This window comes from Bacillus sp. FSL K6-2944 (genome assembly GCF_038005385.1).
Classification (GTDB): Bacteria; Bacillota; Bacilli; order Bacillales; family Bacillaceae_G; genus Bacillus_A; species Bacillus_A cereus.
In genome coordinates, this window is sequence record NZ_JBBOTE010000003.1 from 602,501 (window position 1) to 628,028 (window position 25,528).

Below are 25,528 nucleotides of genomic sequence, written 5' to 3' on the forward strand. Positions count from 1 at the left end.
ATTAAAGCGGTACGCGAGCTGGGTTCAGAACGTCGTGAGACAGTTCGGTCCCTATCCGTCGTGGGCGTAGGAAATTTGAGAGGAGCTGTCCTTAGTACGAGAGGACCGGGATGGACGCACCGCTGGTGTACCAGTTGTTCTGCCAAGGGCATAGCTGGGTAGCTATGTGCGGAAGGGATAAGTGCTGAAAGCATCTAAGCATGAAGCCCCCCTCAAGATGAGATTTCCCATAGCGTAAGCTAGTAAGATCCCTGAAAGATGATCAGGTTGATAGGTTCGAGGTGGAAGCATGGTGACATGTGGAGCTGACGAATACTAATAGATCGAGGACTTAACCATATAATATGTAGCAATGTTATCTAGTTTTGAAGGAATATGCCTTCATAGTTTGGTGATGATGGCAGAGAGGTCACACCCGTTCCCATACCGAACACGGAAGTTAAGCTCTCTAGCGCCGATGGTAGTTGGGACCTTGTCCCTGTGAGAGTAGGACGTCGCCAAGCTATTTATATTGTCGCGGGGTGGAGCAGCACGGTAGCTCGTCGGGCTCATAACCCGAAGGTCGCAGGTTCAAATCCTGTCCCCGCAACCAAATGGTCCCGTGGTGTAGTGGTTAACATGCCTGCCTGTCACGCAGGAGATCGCCGGTTCGACCCCGGTCGGGACCGCCATTTCATATAAAGAAAAGAACGAAACAAGTTGTTTCGTATTTTTTTATTTGTTTTAACAAAAAACTAATAAAGACAGTCAAACTATCCTTAGGACAACTCCTAAGGACTTTTTTATATATTCAAAACCTGTATAATAAAGAGCAGAGAACATTGTGAGTAAAGTAGGTGAAGTCTGTGAGTAAATATGAAGTAACAACAAAATCTTCTGAGGAAACACAAAGGTTATCAGAAAAACTAGGTGAGCTCGTAGAGGCACAAGACGTAATTATTTTAGAAGGAGATCTTGGAGCTGGTAAGACGACTTTTACAAAGGGACTAGCAAAAGGTCTTGGAGTGAAAAGAGTTGTAAATAGTCCTACCTTTAATATCATCAAAGAATATAAAGGAAGATTACCGCTATATCATATGGACGTGTATCGCTTAGCAGAAAGTGAAGAGGACTTAGGCTTTGATGAATATTTCTACGGTGAAGGAATTACGGTAGTAGAATGGGCTCATTTAATAGAAGCATATTTACCGAATGAAAAGTTACAAATTAGTTTATTCCATGCTGGAGATGACACAAGAAAAATTATACTCGAGCCAATTGGAGATCGCTATATTAGATTATGTGAGGAGCTATTACAAGATGAAAGTACTAGCAATTGATACTTCAAATTACGTAATGGGTGTATCCCTTATTGAGGAAGAAAACGTAATTGGGGAAATCATTACAAATTTAACAAAAAACCATTCTGTACGTCTTATGCCAGCTGTAGAGAAACTGTTAAAAGAGTGTGGCGTAAAACCGAAGGAATTAACTAAAATCGTTGTAGCTGCTGGACCTGGATCCTATACAGGTGTTCGTATAGGCGTGACAGCGGCGAAAACATTAGCTTGGTCACTTCAAATACCAATTGTAGGTGTATCAAGTTTAGAGGTAGTAGCTGCAAACGGTGCTAACTTTAACGGGTTAATTTGTCCTTTATTTGATGGAAGACGTGGGCAAATTTATACTGGGTTATATACATATGAAGGAGAGCAGTTAACTTCAATAGAAGAAGACCGAATTATTCTTATTGTAGACTGGTTGCAAATGTTAAAAGATAAAGGACAGCCTGTTTTATTTATCGGTAACGATGTTAAATTGCATAAAGAAACAATTATAGAACATTTAGGTGATCAAGCTGTATTCGCTCCATTTACTAAAAATAACCCAAGACCAAGTGAGCTAGCATTCTTAGGATTACAAAAAGAAGAACAAGATGTGCATACGTTTGTTCCAAGCTATCTTCGTTTAGCTGAAGCTGAAACAAAGTGGTTAGAAAGTCAAAACAAGTAGGAGCTTGCAGAAGATGGATATGATATTTAGAAAGATGGAGCTTGATGATATTGCTCAAATTGTAGCTATTGAAGAAGCGTCTTTTTCAACTCCTTGGACTGCAGATGCCTTTCACCGTGAATTAACGATGAATGAACATGCACATTATATTGTGTTAGAAAAAGATGGTCGTGTAGTCGGGTATTGTGGATTGTGGATAATTATTGATGAATCACATATAACAAATATAGCTATTTTGCCAGAATACCGAGGTCAAAAGTTAGGAGATGCCCTATTGAAAGCAGTTATTTCTGAAGCGAAAGAACTAGGGGTAAAAACAATGACACTTGAAGTACGTGTATCAAATGAAGTAGCAAAGCAGTTATACAGAAAATACGGATTTCAAAATGGTGGGATTCGTAAACGATACTATGCAGACAATCAGGAAGATGGTCTCGTAATGTGGGTGAATATATAATGGAAAAAAATACGATTATACTTGGTATTGAAACAAGTTGTGATGAAACAGCAGTAGCAGTTGTTAAAAATGGAACGGAAATTATTGCGAATGTCGTTGCATCACAAATTGAAAGTCATAAACGTTTTGGCGGCGTTGTACCAGAGATTGCATCCCGTCATCATGTAGAAGAAATTACAGTTGTGTTAGAAGAAGCTTTAAAGGAAGCAAACATCACATTTGATGATATTGATGCAATTGCTGTAACAGAAGGTCCTGGTTTAGTAGGAGCACTTCTAATTGGAGTAAATGCAGCGAAGGCAGTAGCGTTTGCACATGATATTCCGTTAGTCGGTGTTCATCATATTGCTGGTCATATTTATGCGAACCGTTTAGTAAAAGAAGTTCAATTCCCGTTATTATCACTTGTTGTATCTGGTGGGCATACAGAACTTGTTTATATGAAAGAACATGGTTCATTCGAAGTAATTGGTGAAACACGAGACGATGCAGCTGGAGAAGCATATGATAAAGTAGCTCGTACGTTATCTATGCCATATCCAGGTGGTCCTCATATTGATCGCCTTGCACATGAAGGAGAACCGACAATTGATTTGCCTTGTGCATGGCTAGAACCGGATTCGTATGATTTTAGCTTTAGTGGATTGAAATCAGCAGTTATCAACACTGTGCATAACGCAAAACAGCGCGGTATAGAAATTGCACCAGAAGATTTAGCGGCAAGTTTCCAAGAAAGTGTAATAGATGTACTTGTAACGAAAGCAGCTCGTGCAGCAGAAGCTTATAATGTAAAGCAATTACTTCTTGCTGGTGGAGTAGCTGCTAATAAAGGACTTCGTGCGCGATTAGAAGAGGAATTTGCACAAAAAGAAAACATTGAATTAATTATTCCGCCACTATCTTTATGCACAGATAATGCAGCGATGATTGCAGCGGCAGGGACAATTGCTTATGAACAAGGTAAGCGTGCAACATTAGCCTTAAATGCAAATCCAGGATTAGATATTGAAGCATAGTTATACACATAATTAACCACAGGTTGTGGATAAAACCCATATTATCTGTTGATAATGTGGGTTTTATTGTGTATATAAAATGTTGATAACTTTTTTATTGACTGTGGATAATGTGGAAAAGTTATTTTGATGTTTATTTTATAAAGATGGATATGTGTATAAACTTGTGGATAAATAGGTTGATGTCAGACCTTTGAATTTGTTCTTTTTCGGGAAATAAAAAGCAAGAAGATATCCCCGAAAAACATTTTGAAACATCTCCCCATTATAGAAGATGCTAATATTGTCAATCTTTGTCGTTAAAACGATATTTCGTGTCGAATTGTTAATATATATAGGGTTACAATAGATATATTTAAAAAATCGTTAGTATATTCTAAGTTACGATAGATATATTCAAAAAATTGTTTAAGTACTAAAAAAAGATGTCACATAGTCAAAAATCCTGACTTATGAGACATCTTCCTTATTTAAATATGCTTATACATGCAGCTCTTCCCATTCTGCCATACAAGTTTCAAGTTGTTCTTGTAGCGTTTGCTTTTTAGTTGTAATTTCACTAGCTTTTTCATAATCTGCATATATTTCTGGTAAGCAAAGTTGATCTTCTAACGTAGCAATTTCTTCTTCTAATTCCACTATACTTTGTTCTAGCTCTTCAATTTTTCTAGTGCGTTGACGCTCTAGTTTTTTACGCTCTTTTTCTTCTAAATAATTTAATTTCTCTTGTGCAACCACCTTTTGAACAGGAACGTCACTTTCTTGCTGTTCAAGTTCTGCACGTTCAATCATTTCATTTTTCTTTTCAACGTAGTAATCGTAATCCCCTAAATATTCCTGTGCACCTTCTGTTGATAACTCAACCACAGTCGTTGTTACACGGTTAATAAAGTAGCGGTCATGTGAGACGAATAGAAGAGTACCTGGGTAATCAATTAAAGCATTCTCCAAAATCTCTTTACTATTTAAATCAAGGTGGTTCGTAGGCTCATCTAGAATTAACAAATTTGACTTTTGCATCATAAGTTTTGCAAGAGCTAATCGAGCTTTTTGTCCACCACTAAGGGAAGATACTGGTTTCAGTACATCATCTCCTGTGAATAAAAAATTCCCAAGTATAGTACGGATTTCTTTTTCCGGTTGCAGTGGATATTCATCCCATAGTTCATTTAAAACCCGTTTAGAAGATGTTAAGTTTGCTTGTTCTTGATCATAATAACCAACAGATACATTTGATCCGAAAGAAACATCACCATTTAATAGTGGTAACTTATTCACAATGGATTTTAACAATGTGGATTTCCCAATTCCGTTTGGACCAACTAAAGCAACACTATCTCCGCGAGTTAAGCGCATAGTTACATGTTCAATTATAGGGTTTTCATCATAGCCGATGGTTGCATCATTTACTTGTAAAACATCATTTCCACTTTGTTTTTCAATATCGAAGTGGAATGATGCTGACTTAGAATCCCCTAATGGTCTCGTTAATAATTCCATTCTGTCTAGTTGTTTACGGCGACTTTGAGCACGTTTCGTTGTAGAAGCGCGAGCTATATTCTTTTGAACGAAGTCCTCAAGTTTTGCGATTTCATCTTGTTGTTTTTCGTAACGTTTCATTTCTTGCTCATATAATGCTGATTTTAAGTCTAAATATTTACTGTAGTTACCAACAAATCGTCTGCTTTCTTTATTCGAAATTTCATATACTTGTGTAACGAGTTTGTCTAAGAAATAACGGTCATGTGAGACGATTAATATTGCGCCAGGATAACCTTGCAAATATTGCTCAAGCCATGTTAATGTTTCGATGTCTAAATGGTTTGTAGGCTCGTCCAAAATAAGTAAGTCTGGTTTTGTTAATAATAATTTCCCGAGAGCTAATCTTGTTTTTTGCCCGCCGCTTAAAGTAGAGATCGTCGTCTGGTGCGTTTCAACTGGGAAGCCAAGGCCGCTTAAAATGGAGCGAATATCCGCTTCATATTGATATCCACCTTGATCTTTATAATTGAGTTGTAGTTGGTCATAATCAGCTAACAATCTTTCATATGTAGCTTCGTTTGAAAAGTTTTCTTCTTTTCCCATTTCTTGCTCAAGCCTTCGAAGTTTTGTCTCCATTTGCTGTAAGTGGGTAAAGACGGTTAGCATTTCATCCCAAATTGTTAAAGACGTTTCTAGTCCAGTATTTTGAGCTAAATATCCGATTGAGACATCTTTCGGTTTTATAATTTCGCCACCATCATGAGATAATTCACCAGCGATAATTTTTAATAATGTAGATTTTCCTGCTCCATTCCTTCCAACTAATGCGATACGATCTTTTGTTTGTACTTCCAATTTTATGTTTGCAAGAATCGTTTCTGCACCGTATAATTTCGAAAGCGCGTTTACTTGTAATAAAATCAATGTTTTCACCTCAAATAATTTCTTAACTTTGCCATGTTTATATTTCTCAATCATACTAAAAATAGTGTATAGTTTAAAATAAAGAGAGAATACTTCTTCTCTTTATTATACAAGGAATTTAATGAGTGCTAAACTTCTGTATTTGATTAAAGTATATGAATAAAGATAGGAAGAGAGGAGAGGTCATATGGATCAGCAAAAGATTCCACAAGCCACTGCTAAAAGATTGCCTCTATACTATCGATTTATCCAAAACTTATCTCTTTCTGGTAAGCAGCGTGTTTCATCGGCCGAATTGAGTGAGGCAGTAAAAGTAGATTCCGCAACAATACGAAGAGATTTTTCGTATTTTGGAGCGTTAGGGAAAAAGGGATATGGATATAACGTAAATTATTTATTATCATTTTTCCGCGAAACACTTGATCAAGATGATATAACACGTGTAGCACTTATTGGAGTAGGTAATTTAGGGACCGCTTTCTTACATTATAATTTCACGAAAAACAATAATACAAAAATTGAAATGGCATTTGATGTTAGTGAAGAGAAAGTTGGAACAGAAATCGGGGGCATTCCTGTATATCATTTAGATGAATTAGAAGAGAGATTATCAAATGATATACAAGTGGCAATATTAACAGTACCGGCTACAGTAGCACAAGCTGTAGCAGATAGATTAGCTGAAACAAGCGTGCACGGTATTTTGAATTTCACACCAGCGCGATTAAACGTATCAGAGAATATTAGAATTCATCATATTGACTTAGCTGTAGAGTTACAAACATTAGTTTACTTTTTGAAAAACTATCCACAATAAAACGCAGAGGAAGCGACCTCTGCGTTTTATTATTGTTTCTTCTTTGTGAATTTAACTAATATAAGGCGAAGTGCCAAATTAAAATCAATTGTTGCCATAACTGCAAATAGTATTGTCCACATATTCCAGATTGTATCTGTCACGTTCGTAATGGCGAAGCGTGTAAAGATACATCCAAGAAGGAAGTATAGTGCAGCCATGAACAATGGTGAGTTTCTCATACAAAAAATCCTCCGATAAAGCCTTGCATTTTTTCAGCTTCTTTAATCATTTCTTGAATTTGTTCATTGCTCATAAAAATTTGCCCAATAGCGACTAATGTATTCATCGCAACATGAGCTGCAATCGGAACGATAATACGTTTCGTCTTCACATATAAGAAGGCGAATACGAGCCCCATAGCAGTGTATACCAATAAGTGAGTAAAATCAAAATGAATTGTTGCGAATACAAGCGAACTAATGATAGCTGCGATAAAGAAGTTAAACTTCTTATAAAGCGTGCCGAATAGAATTTTTCTAAATACGATTTCTTCTAAGATAGGTCCAATTATAGATACAACAATAAGGAACCAAGGTATCGTTCTTGCGATGTCCATCAGTCTGTCTGTATTCTCAGATCCACGTGGAACCCCAAATACATACATTTCAATCATACCTGCAATGGATTGTGAGATGATTGCTAAGAAGAACCCGATAAAAATCCATCCAATAGTAGCTGGAACAGAAGAGCGCATTGGATCTAAATGCCTGTCACGAATATCTGTTCTAAGTAACCAAAGCACGATACATAATGCAATAAAGAAGCTAATGATTGCCCAGTGTCCCGTTATGATTTGTCCTTTTTCTTCAATGGTAAATCCTCTATTATCATAGAGTCCTGTTTTTAGGAGAAGTGGTAATCCAACAACGCCAGATAACTGCATTAAAATGTATGTAATGATAATCCACCAGTATTGTTTCTTCAAATGGTTTAACCATCCTTTCTAACTATAGTGTATGAGATAAGTTAGGATAACATGTAAATATGCTACCTACGATATAAACCTCTTGAATTATGTTTTTTTCGTAAATCCTTATTTGAAATTATAATAGAAGACAGGAGAAAGTTGTATGTGTAGCGAAAACAACTTAGGGTGTCCTTTCATATTGTAACATACGAGCAGTGGAAACAACGATTCATATAGTAAAGGCAGTATTGTATATAGAAAGTTTATATAGTGATTTGCGAAAAAATTATGATTTTTTTACTTGCAAAAGAAATTGAGATTATTTATTATTATAAGTGTGTTAGCACTCGGATGACTTGAGTGCTAATAAAAGAAATTTACATAACAAAATGAGGAGGTTATTGTTCATGCTAAAGCCATTAGGTGATCGCGTTGTAATTGAGCTTGTTCAAGCAGAAGAAAAAACAGCAAGTGGTATCGTATTACCAGATACTGCAAAAGAAAAACCACAAGAGGGTAAAGTTGTTGCAGTAGGTACTGGTCGAGTGCTTGAGAATGGTGAGCGTGTTGCTTTAGAGGTAGCAGCAGGTGATCTTATCATCTTCTCAAAATATGCAGGTACTGAAGTGAAATATGAAGGTACAGACTACTTGATTTTACGTGAAAGTGACATTTTAGCAGTTATCGGTTAATTATATAAATCTTAAAAAATCCAAGGGGGTCAATTATTATGGCAAAAGATATTAAATTTAGTGAAGAAGCACGTCGTTCGATGCTTCGCGGTGTCGACACTCTTGCAAACGCAGTAAAAGTTACGCTTGGACCAAAAGGTCGTAACGTTGTACTTGAGAAAAAATTTGGTTCACCACTTATTACAAATGATGGTGTAACAATCGCAAAAGAAATCGAATTAGAAGATGCATTCGAAAACATGGGTGCGAAATTAGTAGCAGAAGTTGCTAGCAAAACAAATGACGTAGCTGGTGACGGAACAACAACTGCAACTGTATTAGCGCAAGCTATGATTCGTGAAGGTCTTAAAAACGTAACAGCTGGTGCGAACCCAATGGGTCTTCGTAAAGGTATCGAAAAAGCTGTTACTGCTGCAATTGAAGAATTAAAAACGATTTCTAAACCAATCGAAGGCAAATCTTCTATCGCACAAGTAGCTGCTATTTCTGCAGCTGACGAAGAAGTAGGTCAATTAATCGCTGAAGCAATGGAGCGCGTTGGTAACGACGGCGTTATTACTTTAGAAGAGTCTAAAGGATTCACAACAGAATTAGACGTAGTAGAAGGTATGCAATTTGATCGTGGCTATGCATCTCCTTACATGATTACTGATTCTGACAAAATGGAAGCAGTTCTTGATAACCCATATATCTTAATTACTGACAAAAAGATTTCTAACATTCAAGAAATCTTACCAGTATTAGAGCAAGTGGTACAACAAGGTAAACCACTTCTTATCATTGCTGAAGATGTAGAAGGCGAAGCATTAGCTACATTAGTAGTGAACAAACTTCGTGGTACATTCAATGTAGTAGCTGTTAAAGCTCCTGGATTTGGTGACCGTCGTAAAGCAATGCTAGAAGATATCGCAATCTTAACTGGTGGCGAAGTGATCACTGAAGAATTAGGCCGTGACTTAAAATCTGCTACAGTTGAATCTTTAGGACGCGCTGGTAAAGTTGTTGTTACAAAAGAAAACACAACTGTAGTTGAAGGTGTAGGAAGCACAGAACAAATCGAAGCTCGCATCGGTCAAATCCGTGCGCAATTAGAAGAAACAACTTCTGAATTCGATCGCGAAAAATTACAAGAGCGTCTTGCTAAACTAGCAGGTGGCGTAGCAGTAATTAAAGTAGGTGCAGCAACTGAAACTGAGTTAAAAGAGCGCAAACTTCGCATTGAAGATGCACTTAACTCAACTCGTGCAGCAGTAGAAGAAGGTATCGTTGCAGGTGGTGGTACTTCACTTATGAACGTATACACAAAAGTAGCTTCTATCGTAGCTGAAGGCGACGAAGCAACAGGTATCAACATCGTACTTCGTGCACTAGAAGAGCCAGTTCGTCAAATCGCAATCAACGCTGGTCTAGAAGGATCTGTAGTTGTAGAGCGTCTAAAAGGCGAAAAAGTAGGCGTTGGTTTCAACGCAGCTACTGGCGAATGGGTTAACATGCTTGAGTCTGGTATCGTAGATCCAGCTAAAGTAACTCGTTCTGCACTTCAAAACGCAGCATCTGTTGCAGCTATGTTCTTAACAACTGAAGCTGTAGTAGCTGACAAGCCAGAACCAAATGCACCAGCAATGCCTGACATGGGCGGCATGGGCATGGGCGGTATGGGCGGTATGGGCGGAATGATGTAATTTAGGTGTAAAAACATTGTTATATCAACATTCGTAGGCCTTTACACCTAATGTAGTGTCCGGAAAAGTGACCGATATTAGTCAATAAGATTTTTAGAGAGGTCTTTCATTAAGTTGCCAAACTTATTGGAAGCCTCTTTTTTTATGTTCTTTGTCATGTGTGCGTATATGTCCATGGTTGTATTAATATCTGAATGTCCTAATCGTTCTTGTATCTCTTTTATGTGTACATTTGCTTCAATTAACAAAGACGTATGAGTATGTCTAAATGAATGAGGTGTTACTTGTTTTTGAATAGATGTTTTCTTCAGTAATCGTTGCATTCTGATTGATAAATGCTTAATTGTCTTAGGATAACCTTCATTAGTTGAAAAAATAAAATCATTGTCTTTATAAAAAGGTTTGTTATCTATAATTATTTTATCTTGTTGTTGTTTGTGTTGTTTGAGCATAGCAACTAAAAGAAGGTCTATTGTTATTGTCCGAATGGACCCCTCTGTTTTTGGTGTTAGTAATGTATATTTTAACTTGTTGTTTGATGGATTGTAGTAAGTTTTTATAACTCTTAGTGTGTGTTCATAAAAATCTATATCAGACCATTTTAAAGCAATCATTTCACCTATTCGTAAGCCAGTATACGCTAGCATAGTAAAAGCTAATAAGTCACCTTCTAATCCATCATTTTTAGTAATCGTTAGAAATTCCTCTAATTCTTCTTTTTCAAGAAACTTTTCATGAATTTCGTTACCTTGTTCAAGATCAGAGACAGTTTTCTTTTTCTTAGGTAGTTTAATTCCTTTAGTTGGTATATCTTTAATCAATTTATTTTCTTGAGCATACACAAAAACCATGTTGGTAGATGAATGAATACTTGAAATGTAGTTGAAACTGAAAGTATTTGCTAACTTATCTATTGTGTCTTGGTATGTTTTTTTAGTGATTTTTTGAATAGGTATTTGTCCTAAATCATCAATAACACGATCTAACGCAATCCTTCTTGCTCTTATGCTACTTACTTTTGCCCCTTGAGATTCATAATGCTTTAACCAGTCCTTACACATTGTTTCGAAGGTTATTTTTAATGGTTCGACATATTCCCCATTATGAAATTGTCTTTCAAATAAAGCAGCTGCAAGTTTCGCATCTTTTTGAGTTAAAAAACCAGATTTACTCTTTTTTATTTCCTTTCCTGTTACGGGATCAGTACTCATATATGCACGAAATGCCCACTTTTTTCCCTTTTTATAGATGTATGCCATCGGATTCCCCTCTTTTTTATGTTAGTAAATCATAGTGATCGATAAATAAGTTGTCAACTCCTTCTATTTCTTCACCATAAAAGAATTCAACTCCCCACTCGATTATATAATCATCTAATATGTCATGGACGTATGATTGCGCATACGGAGGTACTTGAAGTAAATCTAAATTAAATTCAAAAATGGTAGAAGTCCCTATGAATACACTGTGGATAAGTTTTTCGTTGCTTATCAAGTACTTTACTTCCACTTGAAAGTCAAATTCATGATTTTCTCCTTCATACAAAATTTTGCAATGTAGTTTTAATTTTGTTTCGATTTTTGAAATATACTGATATTCGTTTCCTTCTTTATCTACAATATGAGTCTCTTCATTCATTGATATTTCTGGTTCTTCAGTAATAACTTTGAATTCTGGCTTTATATCAATGTAAGAAATTAGGTCACCGGGCTTGCACTTTAGTAATTCGCACAATTGTTTTATGGTATCAAATTGAATTCCCGATCCGTAATTATTGTATAAGTTAGAAATGGTTGTCCTAGATAAAGTAGTTTTATCTTTAACTTTTTGAATATTGAGTCCCCGTTCAGCCATTAAAACCCTCAAATTACAATGAATTAATCCCATAAGAATAAACTCCTTTTTCAAATTAGTTTACCCTAATGATATCATAACTAATCAAAATAACCAATAGACTAATCAAAATGACTTGACAACCAATTAACGAATCATTATGATGGATATGTAAAACAAAATAACCAATGAACTGATCATTTTGTTTTGTGTATTATTTATAATGGTGGTGGAGAAGTTGATTGTATTAAAATCTCATAATGAATTTAATGAAATTATTGCAAAAAGAGGGTTTTCTAAACGTGCTTTTGCACGTAAAAGTGGTATGTCAGAAGCAACATTCATTCAAATATCAAATGGAAAACAATCACCAAGACCTGATACTGCAAAAAAATTTGCGATACTTTGCTATTAAACTTTGATGATATTTTCGCAATTGAAGAGAGGTCGAGCAAAAAATAAAGAGGTGATCTAAATTGTTAAATGTTCAGATTGATGAAAAGACGGTTAATTCAATGTTAGAAAAAGCAATTAATGAAAAAGTTGAGGAATTAGCTGCACAAAAATACTTCATGACTTATAAAGAGTTGTCCGAATATCTAAACATTAGCAAACCGACCATTGAAGAGCGGTTAGTCAAAAATGGATTACGATACTACAAAGTTGGTAGCAAATATCTTTTTAGGAAAAGTGAAGTAGATGCATTTTTGGATGATATGATTTCCAATATGAATGCTACTAATAATGACATAAAGTTTTATAAAAATAAGAAGTAGGAAATATCATCATTTTTCAGATTACATAATGAAGGAGAAAAAAACATGGCCCAGTTAACAGTCAATGAACAACCAACAGTTGCAAGTTGAGGAAATGCAAAAATGTATTCTAAGGATTCTTTTAAAGGTGATTCTTGTGCAGAAGTAATTTAAGAGAAATTATCCATGAATTAGACGAAGAAGAGATATTCAATAAGGTTGTGAAGAAGAATGGTAAAAACCAATAAAAAAAGATATATGAACGGCGAATTCATATACCTTTGAAAAATCATTTTTAAAATATTATTGCTTACAGTATATCAGCTTTTTGCAAAAAATACAACAATGGTGGTGAGGACTTGCAAGCCGTTTCAATAAAAGAGTACCAATCGTTTCCGGTAGAACTTACCACGCGCCCCCAGTGGGTATTATGGAAACTTGAACCGATAATTGATAAAAAAACTGGTGAATATAAGGTTAATAAAGAAAACGGACAATTCAAATATACCAAAGTACCCTATCAAATAAACGGTTTAAAAGCAGATTCAACAATCCCATCTACATGGGCAAGCTATGATGAAACAGTCAAAGCTTACAAGAGTACCAATAAACATAACGGCATAGGGTATGTATTATCAGAAGATGACCCTTACACAGCCATTGACTTAGATGACCATATAAAAGATGGGGAAATTCAACCAGAAGCACAATCCATTGTGAATGCGATGGATAGCTACACTGAATATAGCCAAAGCGGAACAGGTCTTCACATATTTATAAAAGCTAAGAAGTCAGGTAAGCGATCAAAGAATTCAACTAAGGGTATTGAAATATATGATAGCGAACGTTTCATTGTGATGACTGGGGACCATGTAGATGGTACACCAACAGAAATACATGAACGGCAAGATATTTTGAGTTACATCTATGATAGTTATTTTCCTGCAAGTAAAAAAACGCAGGAGATAAAGCCGTCTAAGTTGGATTTATCACCTAAATTATCAGATGAGGATGTTTTGAACATCGGATTCAAGGCAAAAAACGGTCAAAAATTCAAGGGTCTTTATTCGGGTAATTGGAGTAATTACGGCAGTCAAAGTGAAGCGGATCAAGCGTTATGCAATTTGATTGCATTTTACACACAAGACCCAGAACAGATTGATCGAATCTTTACTGGAAGCGGCTTATATCGTGATGACAAATGGGAAAGACAGGATTATAAGGATGGTACTATTCAACATGCCTTAGATGGACTAAAGGCAACGTATCAGCAGCCGACACCTAATGAAAGTTTTCATTTATACATTAAAGATTCACCGACCATTGACCTGAAAAAAGAATTAAGAGATAGATATTTTAGGGAATTAGTCGAAATGGAAGCAGAATGGGAAGCGAACGGAGGCAAAGGAAGAAAACCTACTACCATTAGCCCTATAAGGTGTGCAGAAATATTGCCCGAATATATAAGCTTCATACTTTTTGATTATGAGGAAAATACTAGATTGGCAATGTACCAGCCAATAGAGGGAACATATACACGAAACGTCACGCTCATAAAAAGAGTGATCTCATGGTTAGAACCTAAGTTGAACAATTCAAAAGCTGAGGACGTCATTTACCATTTAACGAACAAAACCGATATGAAGGAAAAAACGGAATCAAGATATTTAATTCCAGTTAAAAATGGTGTATTCAATTTAAAAACCAAGACACTAGAATCATTTACCGCTGATTATGTGTTCACCACCAAGATTACCACACCTTACATTGAAAATCCTGTTAACCCTGTTATAGATGGCTGGGACGTACATAACTGGATAAATTCAATAGCATGCGGGGATTTAGAAATTGAGAAGCTTTTATGGCAAGTCATAAATGATTCGCTTAATGGTAACTACACACGAAAGAAAGCGGTTTTCTTAGTGGGTGACGGAAACAACGGTAAGGGTACTTTCCAAGAGCTGATTATCAATTTAATTGGTATTCAAAATATCGCTACTTTGAAAGTGAATGAATTTGACGAGCGGTTCAGATTGAGCGCACTGGAAGGGAAAACGGCCGTTATTGGTGATGATGTGCCAGTTAATGTGTACATTGATGATTCCTCTAATTTTAATAGTGTTGTTACTGGTGATCGGGTACAAGTTGAGTTTAAAAATAAGCCGTTATACAGTACCACATTTAGGTGTAGCGTGATTCAATCAACAAATGGAATGCCGAAATTTAAGAACAAAACAAACGGAACGATAAGAAGGATTGTAATCGTACCTTTTAAGGCTGATTTCAATGGAAGTGTGGAGAACTTCAAGATTAAAGATGAATACATCCGAAATGAAAAAGTGCTGCAATATGTTCTTCATAAAGCAATTCACTTAGATTTTGAAAGGTTCGATATTCCGGAAGTTTCTAAGCGTGAACTGGAAGTATTTAAACAGGACAATGACCCAGTACTTGATTTTAAAGTATCTGTATTTGATAAGTGGGAAATACCTAAAGTACCGAAGTATATAGTTTATGGATTCTATAAGAAATTTTGTATGGACAACGGTTATAAACCTTTATCAGATAGGCTTTTCCACAAGCAATTTAAAGCGTATTTGGGTAAAGAATGGAATACGAGTGCACAAGGGAAGTTTCGTTATGACAGTCTTATAAATTATGTAGGGGACTTGGATAAGGTGAATTTAGGGTTTGGGTTTCCCGATCAAAAGAAAAATCAAAGTGCATATGAAAATACAAGATTAACAGTCGTTTAGTGGTAAGTGGGTAATTGAAAGGTAATTGGAATTTTACTTTTCAATTACCCCCATAAAACTTACAGCCCCAAGGGTTTATAGGTGCTTGGTAATTGGGTAATCGTAATTTCTTAACTTTTAGTAATAATTTTTAATATCCAATAAAAAAGTGAAGGTATAAAAATATAAAAGAAGTGAAATTTTCAATTACCAATTACCAAATCACTGTATCGATTGTGGGAGTAAGGGCGGGGGCGGTAATCGTAATGTTGATTTCAATTACCAGGCAGTCAAAAAACAATAAAAGAGATAATATGAAGTGACCTCCTAGATTATCAAGTCAGGGATTTTAACTCATAATAATGAGTAAAAACAAACATTATGAATGGGTTTATACCCTATGATAATAGGAGGCCACTATGGAAAATATAATCTATATTGGGATGGATGTCCATAAGGACAGCTTTAGCTTATGTGCATTGCACGGAACAACTGGGGAAATTGTAAGAACCTGTTTAAAATCTTTTCAATAAAATTGCCACACCTGCCAATAAGCAAATCTGTCTACTATTTTCAAGTGTTCGTTCACAATTCTTCCACAGTCTACGGTAATTTTCCAACCAAGCAAAGGTGCGTTCCACAATCCAGCGTTTTGGTAACACGACAAATTTGTGAAGTTCAGATCGTTTGATGATTGCAACCGAACAATCAATCGTTTCTTTTATGGATTGCGCAAAGGATGGCCCTGTATATCCGCCATCACAAAGTATATTTGTCACCTTTTCCAATGTTTTCTTGTGCCTTTCACACATTTGGATGGCACCCTCTCGGTCTGTTATGTTCGCGGTTGTTACATCAATCGCATGAATGAGACCATTCGTATCTACAGCGATATGACGTTTGATTCCTGACACTTTCTTTCCAGCATCATAACCCTTTTCACCAGCTATCCATGTGTTTTTCACGCTTTGTGCATCTAGGATGCAGAAACTTGTCTCATTCTTACGTCCATCTTGTTCGCGATAGGTTTTAACCAATTTTTTTATGCACTTTTTCGAGAAGACTTATGCCATTCTCGTCTACTTTCCGCCAAATCTGATAGTAGAAATAAACAGTTTGCCAGTTTGGGAAGTCACTTGGTAGATTGCGCCATTGGCAACCTGTGGTAAGCACGTATAGTACGCCGCAGAATACCTCATATAAATCAACTGTACGTGGACGCGTCCTTTTACGTGCGTTTTCCAAATCTTCTCGAATGAGTTCAAACTGTTCATGTGAAACGTTACTTGTATAATTATGTATCATAGAAAATATCCTTTTTTGTACAGATTATATCATAGATTCTAAACAGGTTCTAAGGCATGGCTATGTGTATGAAGGGAAATCAAGCTGGACAATCGCTTATATGAAATGGTTAAAGAACCTTGATCTACAAGGATTATGCAAAGAAACGTTAGACGAATATCTATTATAGTATAATGTTCTAGTTGATAAAATTGAGCGGGTCAGTCTGAGATTAGACGAATTATCTCATAGTGAAAGATATGAAGAACCAGTTGCAAAGTTAAGATGCTTAAAAGGTATAGACACAACATCGGCAATGACTGTTCATATGGAAATTGCAGACTTCACTCGTTTTCCCACGGCTAAAGCATTTATGGCTTATGTAGGATTGACGCCAAGCGAAAGCTCAAGTGGAGAGAAAATCAGTCGAAGTTCAATTACAAAACAAGGAAATTCGACCGTTAGGTCTACTCTTGTAGAATGATCTGGTCAATACAATTTTTTTAAAATTGTCATAGAAAATATATATGTGATAGATGTGAGCAGACACTTTCCTATATTATAGGAGAAATTTGCATGGAGTGTGGGCGGCCTTTAGAATATGTTCCTGCCTCATTTCAAGAAGACGGTATTTGTATAGATTGTCTAAGGTGGATGAAAGAGGCGAAGTATCGTTCTTTTAAAAACCGTTCGTTATATATGTATGATGATGAGATGAAAGAAATAGTAGCGCAGTTTAAGTTTCGGGGGATGCAGAGTTAGTGCGCATTTTTTATCGTCCTTTTCGAAGTGTATTTCAAAAGTATTTTGCTAATGTTTCAACCGTTATCGCTGTTCCACTTAGTAAGGAAAGGGAAGTTGAACGTGGTTTTAATCAAGCTGAGTTATTAGCAACTTGTTTACCTGTCAAAATTTCTTATCCATCATTAAGAAGAAGGGAAACAGAAAAGCAAAGTAAGAAGACACGTAAAGAAAGGGTGTCAGGAAGCAATCCTTTTTATTTTCAGGGAGAAGAGATGTTTTCTGGGCAACATATTTTACTCGTTGATGATGTGTATACGCCTGGAATTACAGTTAGGCAAATCGGAAGTTTGTTATATGAAAAAGGGGCAAGGGAAGTATCATTCCAAATACAATCCACTAGCGTTACTGGGAAGGCTAAATACATTTAAAGCAAAATACGGTTTTGAAATCGTGTATTTGGATAAGAAATTCAGTGGGAATTGGATTTATCATCATTTTTATTATCAAGCGAAACATTACTTTAAATTGGGGGCTTTTTAGGAGATAAAAAAGAGGACTCTTATATAAGAGCCCTGAGAGGAAATTAGGTGAATCGCAAATTCAAAAAATTGGCGTATGAATAGTATATCCAAAGTATAAAAATATATACAACAAAGCAGCTAGCAAATGCTAACTGCCCAGTTGTTAAGAGGAATTTAATATAGCAGGCTAGGTACATCATGTATACGAGTATAAAGTGAAACAAAAGTATGTTTTGAAGAAAAAAGACTGACAGAAACCTAGGAAATCGGGGGTTGAATTCTTTCTGAATACCATAGGTATCTAGAAGGGTAAAGTATCTGTAAATGGATGTTAAGTATGTATAATGAGTTTTGAGAATGCAAGGTGTGTTTTTGAAGGGATTATCTGTAACCTACCTTGCCATCATGAAAAATAGAGAAATTTGAGGAGTCCACACCATGAATGCAAAAGAAATAAGAATGTATATATTAGATTTGCAAGACAAGCATTGCGCAACGTGTGAATATCGGGCAAATCAGTCTCCGAAGTATTGTTTGAAGAATTGTAAGGTCGGAGAAGAATTGTATAGATTAGGAAAAAATTAGCTCCTTGTGTAGGACAAGTCAGAGAAAATCCGAAACGGAAAAATTGGGAAGAATTGATGCCGAAAATTTTAGAAATGTTACAAAGAGAACTACCGATGTATGTAATTGCGATAGAAGTAAACTGTGAAGTGAACACGTTGCAGAAGCAACTCAAAAAAATGGGATTGTGGCAGTCAACAAGCAGAAAACAAATACAAGAAAATGCTCATAAAAGATGGGATGAACGATGTAAACAAGCTGTCATGTTACGTGAAAAAGGACTTACTTATCAAGCAATCTGTCAGCAATTAGGGTGTAGTCGGAACAGTTTGTCTCATCACCTTAAAAAAAGAGGGCTAAAGTAAACATGGAACCGGTGTGGTTTATAGCATCATAAAATTATAACAGTGTAGACGTGGTAAGGTAAAAATAACAGTAACGAGTAGGTGTATCGTCATTGTTCAATTGGCTGAAAGAATATCAAAGATTAGAAGAGGAGATTGTATATTTAGAATATAATCTAGATAAAACCAAAGCAGAATTAAAACGTTGGATCTATGGTGATTTACAAAGTATACGCTTATCTGCAGCATCGGAAGGTGCAAAGGTAGAGGAACGTATGGAAGTAATTACATATGAACTGGCTCATAAAATGAATGAAATGTATACCTTAATAAAGTTAATGAATAAGTTTAGAGGATTGGATAATCAAATACTCAAAATGAAGTATGTGGACGGTATGACATTGGAAGAAATAGCCGAAGCTAGTAGGTATAGTCTAAGTCATATAAAAAAGAAACATGCAGAAATCGTTCGGCTTATCAAATTCATAGAACAAGAAGGTATCATTTAGGTTCACTCTTAAAGTGAATCGAAACCATTGAAAAAATGAGTTATAGTAATAAGATAAGATTTTGAAGAGCGACTATCGTGCATAAAAGTTCTATAAAAAAGAGCCACATGACTTATGTAAAGTCATATGGCTGTAAGAATGGTTTGGAAGACAAGGAAGTGATGCCTTCGCAGAAATTTAATTAGGATCCATGCATTATAACATGTTAGGTATCTTAGTGGATGCAAAAAATGATATTTGTCAAAGGATAAAAAATGTAGGTTAATGAGGGGACTATATGATAATTTAGAAAAGGTAAGAAATAGTAAGAAATAGTAAGAAATAGTAAGAAATAGCGGAAACTGTTTCTTACTATATATGTCTACAGGCTTTCACGGGCAACCATTGTAACAGGAAGAGCCGTAACCAGCAACCATAGTTGTTAATGGAATGATTATGGTAGTAACGGGAGAGCGGTTGCTCTTCTTTCAGGCGCCAAGATGGAGATAGATAGGTATGTGTAATGTGGGCAAGTTACATATATACTTGGCGTTTGAAAGAGGCGCTATACACATAATGGAGGCGTATGTTTTTAGGGGGAAGGAATGAAGAATGCCAGCATATATAAGTGTGGGTAGGCCGTAGTAGGTGTAAGGTATCCTGAGCATTCTTCAACCTTCTGAAAGAAATGCTGGAGGAAAACAGTTTAGATGGTTTGTTTTCCAACCATTTGTAGTATATGCGGAAAAATGGTTTTTAAAACCAAAATAATGTATTGTCTAGAACTTTTTTGGTGAGATAAGCATATAATGAAGCATGGGACAACACCTATTGATGGTGCTTTTTCCAAAGACCTACCTCTCTATATAAATGATGTAAGAGCAGCCATTCCTTTTGGTTGCTCTCTTCTTTTTTATCAACATGATTACAAATGGTTTTATATACCAAATGAGAGCATATACATGTGGTAAACATCTACTAGGATGTTCTTTTAGTGGAAAACAGTGAAAAGGGCGTGAAAAGATGGATACCACAAATACAGATTTACAAATGAAAATTGATAGGTTACAGCTATGTCCTGTGGATGATTGTGTTTATCAGGAGCATTTGAAGGCATACGAGGAATTAGGGCTTTATACAAAGCGTTTTACGTATTATAAAATGTATGGACAATGTTTTGTGCCCTATTCAAAAGAATATGTCATGCGTTCAACTATGGAAGAGTTGTTAAAAAGGGATAAAGAAAAGTGCATACAATGTAGTCCGTCTTTTTTTAACCGGTTAAAAAGAAAGATGGGTATATGGATATGGAGGGGAAAGATGAAGTCGTTAGGAGGAATAGCGGAGTGGGTCCAGAAACGTGCAAAGGATGAGAAGTGATAGAACGTTTTTCTTATTTGCATGAAAAAGAACAGCCGAATTATTGTAGGATACATAACCTGGCTGTGTAGAGAGTGAATAGATCGTGAAAAACATAATACCCTTCTAAGGGGGAAGGATTATGTTGACTGGTTTTCATCATAACATGAGGAGCGTCACATGATAATGGGAAAGATGCTATTTCATACAGGTAAATAATCAAGGATGAAGAGTGACCGTATCGTTATAAAGATGAAGTTTGTTAGGGGGGTACGAGTACACTGTTCATCTGTGGTTAGTATGATTTGGTTTTTAATACCAATACAAATATAAAATGAAACAGCATCTATAATGGGTGCGTATGTTGTAGGGGATGGGGAAATGATGATAGAAACAAGACAAACTGCAGCAGGAAAAGAATGTGAGTACAAAATAGAAAAGAGAAATGTATGGATTCCAACGGCTAGGAAAAAGAAAGAAGACATCATTGCATTACTATCATGAAGTACTGTGACTTCAATGGCTGCTCTAACAAGATAAGCAAAGGACGTTACTGCGGGGAACATAAGCGTAACAAGCCGAGGAAGAAGAAGGATAAGAAGAACATCTACCATCATGAGAACAAGCCATTCTATCGTACGGATGCATGGAAGTTTGTCAGGTCTCAAGTTTACGAAAGAGAGAATGGCTGCTGTCAACGATGTGGAAGGTTCGTCTTTGGCCGAAGTGCTCATGTTCATCATGTAATACCAATCAAAGAAGATCCAACTCTTAAATTAGAAGAGAATAACCTCAGATTACTTTGTCCAGTTTGCCATACAATTGAAGAAAATGAAGATAAACCAAAAAAAGTTTTTCCAAGTTATTTTGGAAGCCCCCCTATCAAAAATTAAAATTTCTCCTCTGGGGAGGATAGGTAGCGTAGGGGGCACGCAAATAGTTGCGCCATTTTTGAAAAAGGAAGGGGGTGTGAAAATGGCTCGTATGTCAAAGAAGAAAAGGTTGGAAATGCTAGACGTAGCAAGGGATGAAGAGCGAAATAGAATCATACAATTATTGAATGAGGAGGACAATTTCACACCTTCCTTAGAACCATTAATCGATAATTATGTAGATGCGTTTATTATTTATAAAACCATGTTTGAGGAGTGGAAAGATGATGGGCTTCCGCCTACAAAAACGCATAAGAACAAGGCTGGAGCGACAAATGAAATGAAGCATCCACTGGCACAACAGGTAGAAACTTGGAATGATAAAAAGAATAAAATGTTAGAAGCTCTCGGAATGACGAATAAGGGAAAAAGTGTACAAAAAGCGTCCAAAAATGAAAAAAATAGCCCATCTCATGAACCAAAAGATGAATTAGCGGCTCATCGAGCCAAATGGCGGAAATCTACATGATGATTACACCAGGCGTTAACTATGCTGATCAGTATGCGAATAATGTGATGTGTACTAAAAAGAAATACCCAAAATCGATCATTCTTGCGGTAGAGCGTTATAAGAAGTGGAAAAAGCGTAAAGATATTTGGTTTGAGGTGGATCGTGCAAATGAGATGTTGGATTTTGTTCAGTCGTTCATCCGTCATGTTAAGGGGCCACTCGCAGGTCAATTGATGGAATTAGAACTTTGGGAAATGTTTGTTTTTGCAAACATGTATGGTTGGTATCGTAAAAATGAAAAAGGGAAAATTGTTCGTGTTGTTCGAGAGGCGTATGTGCAAGTTCCAAAGAAGAACGGGAAAACCATTATTGCAGCTGGGGCATTGCTTTATGCGATGTATGGAGAAGGTGAACTTGGTGCGGATTGTTATTGTGCGGCATCGGATTATGAACAAGCACAAAATGCAGCTGAACCAATTGCACAAGCGATAGAAAACTCCGAACCTCTGGCACGACATACACAAATTTATAAAGGTGTGAATGGTACAGTCAGTGGTGCGATGTATCGTTATAACATTAATGGAATTGCATATCAAAATAAATTCAAAGTACTAACAAAAAATACAAAGGGTCTTGAAGGAAAGAACCCTTATTTTGTGTTGAATGATGAACTTCATGCGCAAGAGAATATGGATATGTATGATAACTTGAAATCAGCACAGATTTCTCGTGAACAGCCGATTATGTTAAATATTTCGACGGCTGGTAAAGGCTCATCTTCTGTTGGTATGCGTGTATATAAATATGCAAAACAAGTTCTTGAAAATGATAATGACGATTCTTTATTTGTTGCAATTTGGGAGCCGAATAAAAATTATGATTGGGAAAATCGTAAAGTTTGGGCGATGGTGAATCCAAACATTGGTGTTTCCGTCACCATGGAACAACTTGAAATAGAGTTTAAAAAGGCAAAACAATCCGCACATTCAAAAGCAGAATTTCTTTCCAAGCATCTAAATGTCTTTGTAAATAGTGCAGACAATTATTTTGAACACGATCAAGTTCAACATGTACTTGTAGAAGATTTAGGTGATCTCACAGGAGAAGTATGCTATATAGGATTGGATTTATCGAAAACAACGGATTTAACTTGTGTAAGTTTGAATTTCCCCACTCATGATGAGGAAGGTAATTCCATTTTAAAAGTGAAACAAATGTACTTTATTCCCACCGATAACATTGAATTTAGAGAAAAAGAAGATAATGTTCCTTATACCGATATGGTTGAACGTGGTTTTGTTACTTTTTGTGATGGCAAGATGATAAACCAAGATCAGGTTATGGACTACATTGTGGAATGTATGAATTTATATGACGTACAACAAATAAACTACGACCCAGCGATGTCACAAAAGTTAATTGAAAAACTTGAGAACCTAGGCCTTGAATGTATTGCTGTAAATCAATTCCCTAATGTTATGAATGCAATGCTTGATGATTCAGAAATACTAATTTATGAAAAACGTTTAATTACTGACAATCCTTTATTTGTTTATTGTGCTCTTAATGTTGTAGTAGTTACAAATATTAACGGGATGAAAGCCCCTAGTAAGCGACAGTCCAAAAAGAAGATTGATGGATTTGTTGCTTTTTTAGTTGCTCATAAAGAAACCATGATGATTATGGATGATGTGAGTGAAGAGGGAATGGATGAATTAATTGGTGAGATTTATAGATAGGAAGGCGGTGAGAAATTGGGTTTACGAGATCGGTTTTCAAATTATTTATTTAAAAAGACTGAAAAGCGTGGTTATTTGGATGACGTTTTAGGAAAAAGCATTCGTTACGGCGGTGTATATGTTACGGATTCAAACATCTTACAATCTAGCGATGTTTACGAGTTGTTGCAAGATATCAGTAATCAAATGGTATTGGCTGATATCGTTGTGGAAGATGAATTTGGGAATGAAACTAAAGATGATATTGCACTTTGTATTTTAAAGAATCCGAATGATTATCTTACACAATCTGAATTCATTAAATTAATGACGAATACTTATTTACTCGAGGGAGAAACGTTTCCTATATTAAATGGCACTCAAATACATTTAGCTTCAAATGTTTTTACAGAGTTAGATGATAATTTAGTAGAGCATTTTAATATTGGTGGTCACGAAATTCCTCCGTTTATGATTCGTCATGTAAAAAATATTGGTGCGGATCATTTAAGAGGAAAAGGTATTCTTGACTTGGGAAGAGATACACTCGAGGGTGTTATGTCAGCCGAGAGAACTTTAACTGACAAATATAAAAAAGGTGGATTATTAGCATTCTTGTTAAATTTAGATGCTCATATCAATCCGCAGAATGGTGCGCAGTCAAAGTTAATCAATGCCATTTTAGATCAACTGGAATCCATCGATGAATCACGATCTGTAAAAATGATTCCTCTTGGAAAAGGGTACTCAATAGACACGCTTAAAAGCCCACTAGACGATGAAAAAACTCTAGCATATCTAAATGTATACAAAAAGGATTTGGGTAAGTTTTTAGGCATAAACGTGGATACATACACAGAGCTAATTAAAGAAGATATTGAGAAAGCTATGATGTATATCCACAACAAAGCAGTTAGACCAATAATGAAAAATTTTGAAGACCATTTGAGTCTTCTTTTTTATGGCCAAAATTCAGGGAAACGTATCAAATTTAAGATTAATATTCTTGATTTTGTTACGTATAGCAATAAGACAAATATCGGTTACAACCTGGTACGTACAGCTATTACTTCACCTGATCATGTTGCCGATATGCTTGGATTCCCTAAACAAAATAAAAAGGAATCACAGGCCATTTATATTTCAAATGATGTAACTGAAATTGGCAAGAAAGAAGCGGGAGATGGTTCTTTGGGAGGTGAAGAGAATGAAAATTGAGGTCCGAGGAGATCAAGTCATACTTGATGGTTATGTGAATGTTGTGGACAGAGAAAGTCGCATGTTGCCTTCTCCAAGGGGATATTTCAAAGAGAGAATTGTTCCAAAGGCGTTTGAAAAAGCGTTAAAGAAAGCAAAGAATGTGGATTTACTTTTTAACCACGATAAGAATCGAAATCTGGGTTCCATTAAAAATGGCAATCTGGAATTGTGTGAAGACAATATTGGTTTAAGAGCTATTGCTACAGTTACAGATGAACAAGTGATTGAGAAGGCAAGGAATAAAGAATTGCGTGGTTGGTCATTTGGTTTTGTTTCTGAAAAAGATTCATGGGAAGAAGGCGAATCGGGTGTTCAAAAACGATCTATTGAAGAACTAGAGCTTTTAGAAGTATCTATCTTAGATATGACACCAGCCTATGTTGCAACTTCCATTGAAACCAGGGGCGAAAATACAGCCATGATTGAAATGAGAAGTGAAGAAGCAGCTGTAAAAACAGTTGTGGAAGATGATACAGAAGAAAGAAGCAACCTTATCAAACAAATAAAAAAAGTTTTGGAGGAAAATTAA

26 protein-coding genes, 2 tRNA genes, 2 rRNA genes and 3 pseudogenes (1 of these 33 only partly in view) are annotated in these 25,528 nt (G+C 36.0%); 27 read left to right on the forward strand and 6 right to left on the reverse strand.

Annotated elements, in window-relative coordinates:
• From MHH55_RS29700 to tsaD, 8 genes are all read left to right on the forward strand, one after another.
• Positions 1-339, forward strand: a 23S ribosomal RNA gene (locus MHH55_RS29700); it begins 2,583 nt to the left of the window's first position.
• Between the two features lie 48 nt (positions 340-387).
• A 5S ribosomal RNA gene (rrf, locus tag MHH55_RS29705) occupies positions 388-503 on the forward strand.
• Positions 504-515: 12 nt separating this feature from the next.
• Positions 516-592, forward strand: a tRNA-Met gene (locus MHH55_RS29710).
• A 3-nt stretch (positions 593-595) separates the two neighbouring features.
• A tRNA-Asp gene (locus tag MHH55_RS29715) sits at positions 596-671 on the forward strand.
• Between the two features lie 174 nt (positions 672-845).
• Entirely contained in the window at positions 846-1,319 is a 474-nt protein-coding gene (tsaE, locus tag MHH55_RS29720; RefSeq protein ID WP_000049642.1) for a tRNA (adenosine(37)-N6)-threonylcarbamoyltransferase complex ATPase subunit type 1 TsaE, read from the forward strand.
• Positions 1,300-1,992, forward strand: coding sequence for a tRNA (adenosine(37)-N6)-threonylcarbamoyltransferase complex dimerization subunit type 1 TsaB (gene tsaB / locus MHH55_RS29725; RefSeq protein ID WP_000865740.1), 693 nt, complete (start codon positions 1,300-1,302; stop codon positions 1,990-1,992). The genes tsaE and tsaB overlap by 20 nt, the downstream gene beginning before the upstream one ends.
• Positions 1,993-2,005: 13 nt before the next feature.
• Positions 2,006-2,449: a ribosomal protein S18-alanine N-acetyltransferase gene (gene rimI / locus MHH55_RS29730; protein WP_000367190.1), complete on the forward strand. Its 444-nt coding sequence runs from the start codon at positions 2,006-2,008 to the stop codon at positions 2,447-2,449.
• Positions 2,449-3,465: a tRNA (adenosine(37)-N6)-threonylcarbamoyltransferase complex transferase subunit TsaD gene (tsaD, locus tag MHH55_RS29735; protein WP_340881923.1), complete on the forward strand. Its 1,017-nt coding sequence runs from the start codon at positions 2,449-2,451 to the stop codon at positions 3,463-3,465. The genes rimI and tsaD overlap by 1 nt, the downstream gene beginning before the upstream one ends.
• Positions 3,466-3,945: 480 nt before the next feature.
• On the opposite strand, the gene MHH55_RS29740 is transcribed toward tsaD, so the two are convergent.
• Positions 3,946-5,871, reverse strand: a complete 1,926-nt coding sequence (locus tag MHH55_RS29740; RefSeq protein ID WP_000602146.1) for an ABC-F family ATP-binding cassette domain-containing protein — start codon at positions 5,869-5,871, stop codon at positions 3,946-3,948.
• Positions 5,872-6,058: 187 nt separating this feature from the next.
• Between MHH55_RS29740 and MHH55_RS29745 the strand changes: the two genes are divergently transcribed.
• A complete protein-coding gene (locus tag MHH55_RS29745; RefSeq protein WP_000372699.1) occupies positions 6,059-6,688 on the forward strand; it encodes a redox-sensing transcriptional repressor Rex in 630 nt (209 codons plus the stop codon).
• A gap of 29 nt (positions 6,689-6,717) precedes the next feature.
• Here MHH55_RS29745 and MHH55_RS29750 read toward each other — a convergent pair whose 3' ends face one another.
• Together MHH55_RS29750 and MHH55_RS29755 are read right to left on the reverse strand one after the other, a co-directional pair.
• Complete coding sequence (locus tag MHH55_RS29750; protein WP_001246201.1) at positions 6,718-6,909, reverse strand: YdiK family protein; 192 nt, start codon at positions 6,907-6,909, stop codon at positions 6,718-6,720.
• Positions 6,906-7,655, reverse strand: a complete 750-nt coding sequence (locus MHH55_RS29755) for a CPBP family intramembrane glutamic endopeptidase (protein WP_000745314.1) — start codon at positions 7,653-7,655, stop codon at positions 6,906-6,908. The genes MHH55_RS29750 and MHH55_RS29755 overlap by 4 nt, the downstream gene beginning before the upstream one ends.
• 389 nt (positions 7,656-8,044) lie before the next feature.
• Between MHH55_RS29755 and groES the strand changes: the two genes are divergently transcribed.
• On the forward strand, positions 8,045-8,329 hold the full coding sequence (groES, locus tag MHH55_RS29760) for a co-chaperone GroES (RefSeq protein WP_000917311.1): 285 nt from the start codon (positions 8,045-8,047) through the stop codon (positions 8,327-8,329).
• Between the two features lie 38 nt (positions 8,330-8,367).
• Positions 8,368-10,011 (forward strand): chaperonin GroEL, encoded by a 1,644-nt coding sequence (gene groL, locus MHH55_RS29765; RefSeq protein WP_006920745.1) that lies wholly within the window; start codon positions 8,368-8,370, stop codon positions 10,009-10,011.
• Positions 10,012-10,088: 77 nt separating this feature from the next.
• On the opposite strand, the gene MHH55_RS29770 is transcribed toward groL, so the two are convergent.
• Both MHH55_RS29770 and MHH55_RS29775 read right to left on the reverse strand, forming a co-directional pair.
• The gene (locus MHH55_RS29770) at positions 10,089-11,270 is read right to left on the reverse strand and encodes a site-specific integrase (protein WP_078187228.1); all 1,182 of its coding nucleotides are present in this window, start codon (positions 11,268-11,270) and stop codon (positions 10,089-10,091) included.
• A gap of 16 nt (positions 11,271-11,286) precedes the next feature.
• Entirely contained in the window at positions 11,287-11,898 is a 612-nt protein-coding gene (locus tag MHH55_RS29775; protein ID WP_078187229.1) for a helix-turn-helix domain-containing protein, read from the reverse strand.
• Positions 11,899-12,082: 184 nt separating this feature from the next.
• On the opposite strand from MHH55_RS29775, the gene MHH55_RS29780 reads away from it, so the two are divergent.
• From MHH55_RS29780 to MHH55_RS29790, 3 genes are all read left to right on the forward strand, one after another.
• On the forward strand, positions 12,083-12,259 hold the full coding sequence (locus tag MHH55_RS29780) for a helix-turn-helix domain-containing protein (RefSeq protein WP_254849756.1): 177 nt from the start codon (positions 12,083-12,085) through the stop codon (positions 12,257-12,259).
• A 61-nt stretch (positions 12,260-12,320) separates the two neighbouring features.
• Positions 12,321-12,620: a helix-turn-helix domain-containing protein gene (locus MHH55_RS29785; RefSeq protein WP_078187230.1), complete on the forward strand. Its 300-nt coding sequence runs from the start codon at positions 12,321-12,323 to the stop codon at positions 12,618-12,620.
• A 338-nt stretch (positions 12,621-12,958) separates the two neighbouring features.
• Complete coding sequence (locus MHH55_RS29790; RefSeq protein WP_078187231.1) at positions 12,959-15,355, forward strand: phage/plasmid primase, P4 family; 2,397 nt, start codon at positions 12,959-12,961, stop codon at positions 15,353-15,355.
• 494 nt (positions 15,356-15,849) lie between these two features.
• On the opposite strand, the gene MHH55_RS29795 is transcribed toward MHH55_RS29790, so the two are convergent.
• Positions 15,850-16,639, reverse strand: a protein-coding gene (locus MHH55_RS29795; RefSeq protein WP_438284848.1) for an IS5 family transposase whose coding sequence is annotated in 2 segments (ribosomal slippage) — positions 15,850-16,366 and positions 16,365-16,639 — 792 coding nt in all. Because the reading frame shifts where the segments join, the coding sequence is not laid out codon by codon here.
• A gap of 46 nt (positions 16,640-16,685) precedes the next feature.
• Between MHH55_RS29795 and MHH55_RS36515 the strand changes: the two are divergent.
• The 13 genes and pseudogenes from MHH55_RS36515 to MHH55_RS29855 all read left to right on the forward strand — a co-directional run.
• Positions 16,686-17,099 (forward strand): annotated as a pseudogene (locus MHH55_RS36515) (transposase); the annotation flags it as partial.
• A 32-nt stretch (positions 17,100-17,131) separates the two neighbouring features.
• Positions 17,132-17,790 (forward strand): annotated as a pseudogene (locus tag MHH55_RS29805) (ComF family protein); the annotation flags it as partial.
• Positions 17,714-17,902, forward strand: a pseudogene (locus MHH55_RS29810) (ERCC4 domain-containing protein); the annotation flags it as partial. The pseudogenes MHH55_RS29805 and MHH55_RS29810, both read left to right, overlap by 77 nt.
• A gap of 440 nt (positions 17,903-18,342) precedes the next feature.
• Positions 18,343-18,468, forward strand: coding sequence for a zinc-finger domain-containing protein (locus MHH55_RS36520; RefSeq protein WP_367946722.1), 126 nt, complete (start codon positions 18,343-18,345; stop codon positions 18,466-18,468).
• A 56-nt stretch (positions 18,469-18,524) separates the two neighbouring features.
• The gene (locus MHH55_RS29815) at positions 18,525-18,812 is read left to right on the forward strand and encodes a helix-turn-helix domain-containing protein (protein WP_340881721.1); all 288 of its coding nucleotides are present in this window, start codon (positions 18,525-18,527) and stop codon (positions 18,810-18,812) included.
• A gap of 92 nt (positions 18,813-18,904) precedes the next feature.
• On the forward strand, positions 18,905-19,300 hold the full coding sequence (locus MHH55_RS29820) for a hypothetical protein (protein ID WP_078188066.1): 396 nt from the start codon (positions 18,905-18,907) through the stop codon (positions 19,298-19,300).
• Positions 19,301-20,302: 1,002 nt separating this feature from the next.
• A complete protein-coding gene (locus MHH55_RS29825) occupies positions 20,303-20,659 on the forward strand; it encodes a hypothetical protein (RefSeq protein ID WP_078188067.1) in 357 nt (118 codons plus the stop codon).
• Positions 20,660-21,019: 360 nt separating this feature from the next.
• The gene (locus tag MHH55_RS29830; protein ID WP_303047675.1) at positions 21,020-21,142 is read left to right on the forward strand and encodes a hypothetical protein; all 123 of its coding nucleotides are present in this window, start codon (positions 21,020-21,022) and stop codon (positions 21,140-21,142) included.
• The gene (locus tag MHH55_RS29835; protein WP_078188068.1) at positions 21,139-21,531 is read left to right on the forward strand and encodes an HNH endonuclease; all 393 of its coding nucleotides are present in this window, start codon (positions 21,139-21,141) and stop codon (positions 21,529-21,531) included. The genes MHH55_RS29830 and MHH55_RS29835 overlap by 4 nt, the downstream gene beginning before the upstream one ends.
• Positions 21,532-21,613: 82 nt before the next feature.
• Positions 21,614-22,039, forward strand: a complete 426-nt coding sequence (locus tag MHH55_RS29840; RefSeq protein ID WP_340828000.1) for a P27 family phage terminase small subunit — start codon at positions 21,614-21,616, stop codon at positions 22,037-22,039.
• Positions 22,036-23,760, forward strand: coding sequence for a terminase large subunit (locus MHH55_RS29845; protein ID WP_340881930.1), 1,725 nt, complete (start codon positions 22,036-22,038; stop codon positions 23,758-23,760). Before MHH55_RS29840 ends, MHH55_RS29845 begins: the two co-directional genes overlap by 4 nt.
• Positions 23,761-23,775: 15 nt before the next feature.
• Complete coding sequence (locus MHH55_RS29850) at positions 23,776-24,957, forward strand: phage portal protein (RefSeq protein WP_078188084.1); 1,182 nt, start codon at positions 23,776-23,778, stop codon at positions 24,955-24,957.
• A complete protein-coding gene (locus MHH55_RS29855) occupies positions 24,947-25,528 on the forward strand; it encodes an HK97 family phage prohead protease (RefSeq protein WP_006929824.1) in 582 nt (193 codons plus the stop codon). The genes MHH55_RS29850 and MHH55_RS29855 overlap by 11 nt, the downstream gene beginning before the upstream one ends.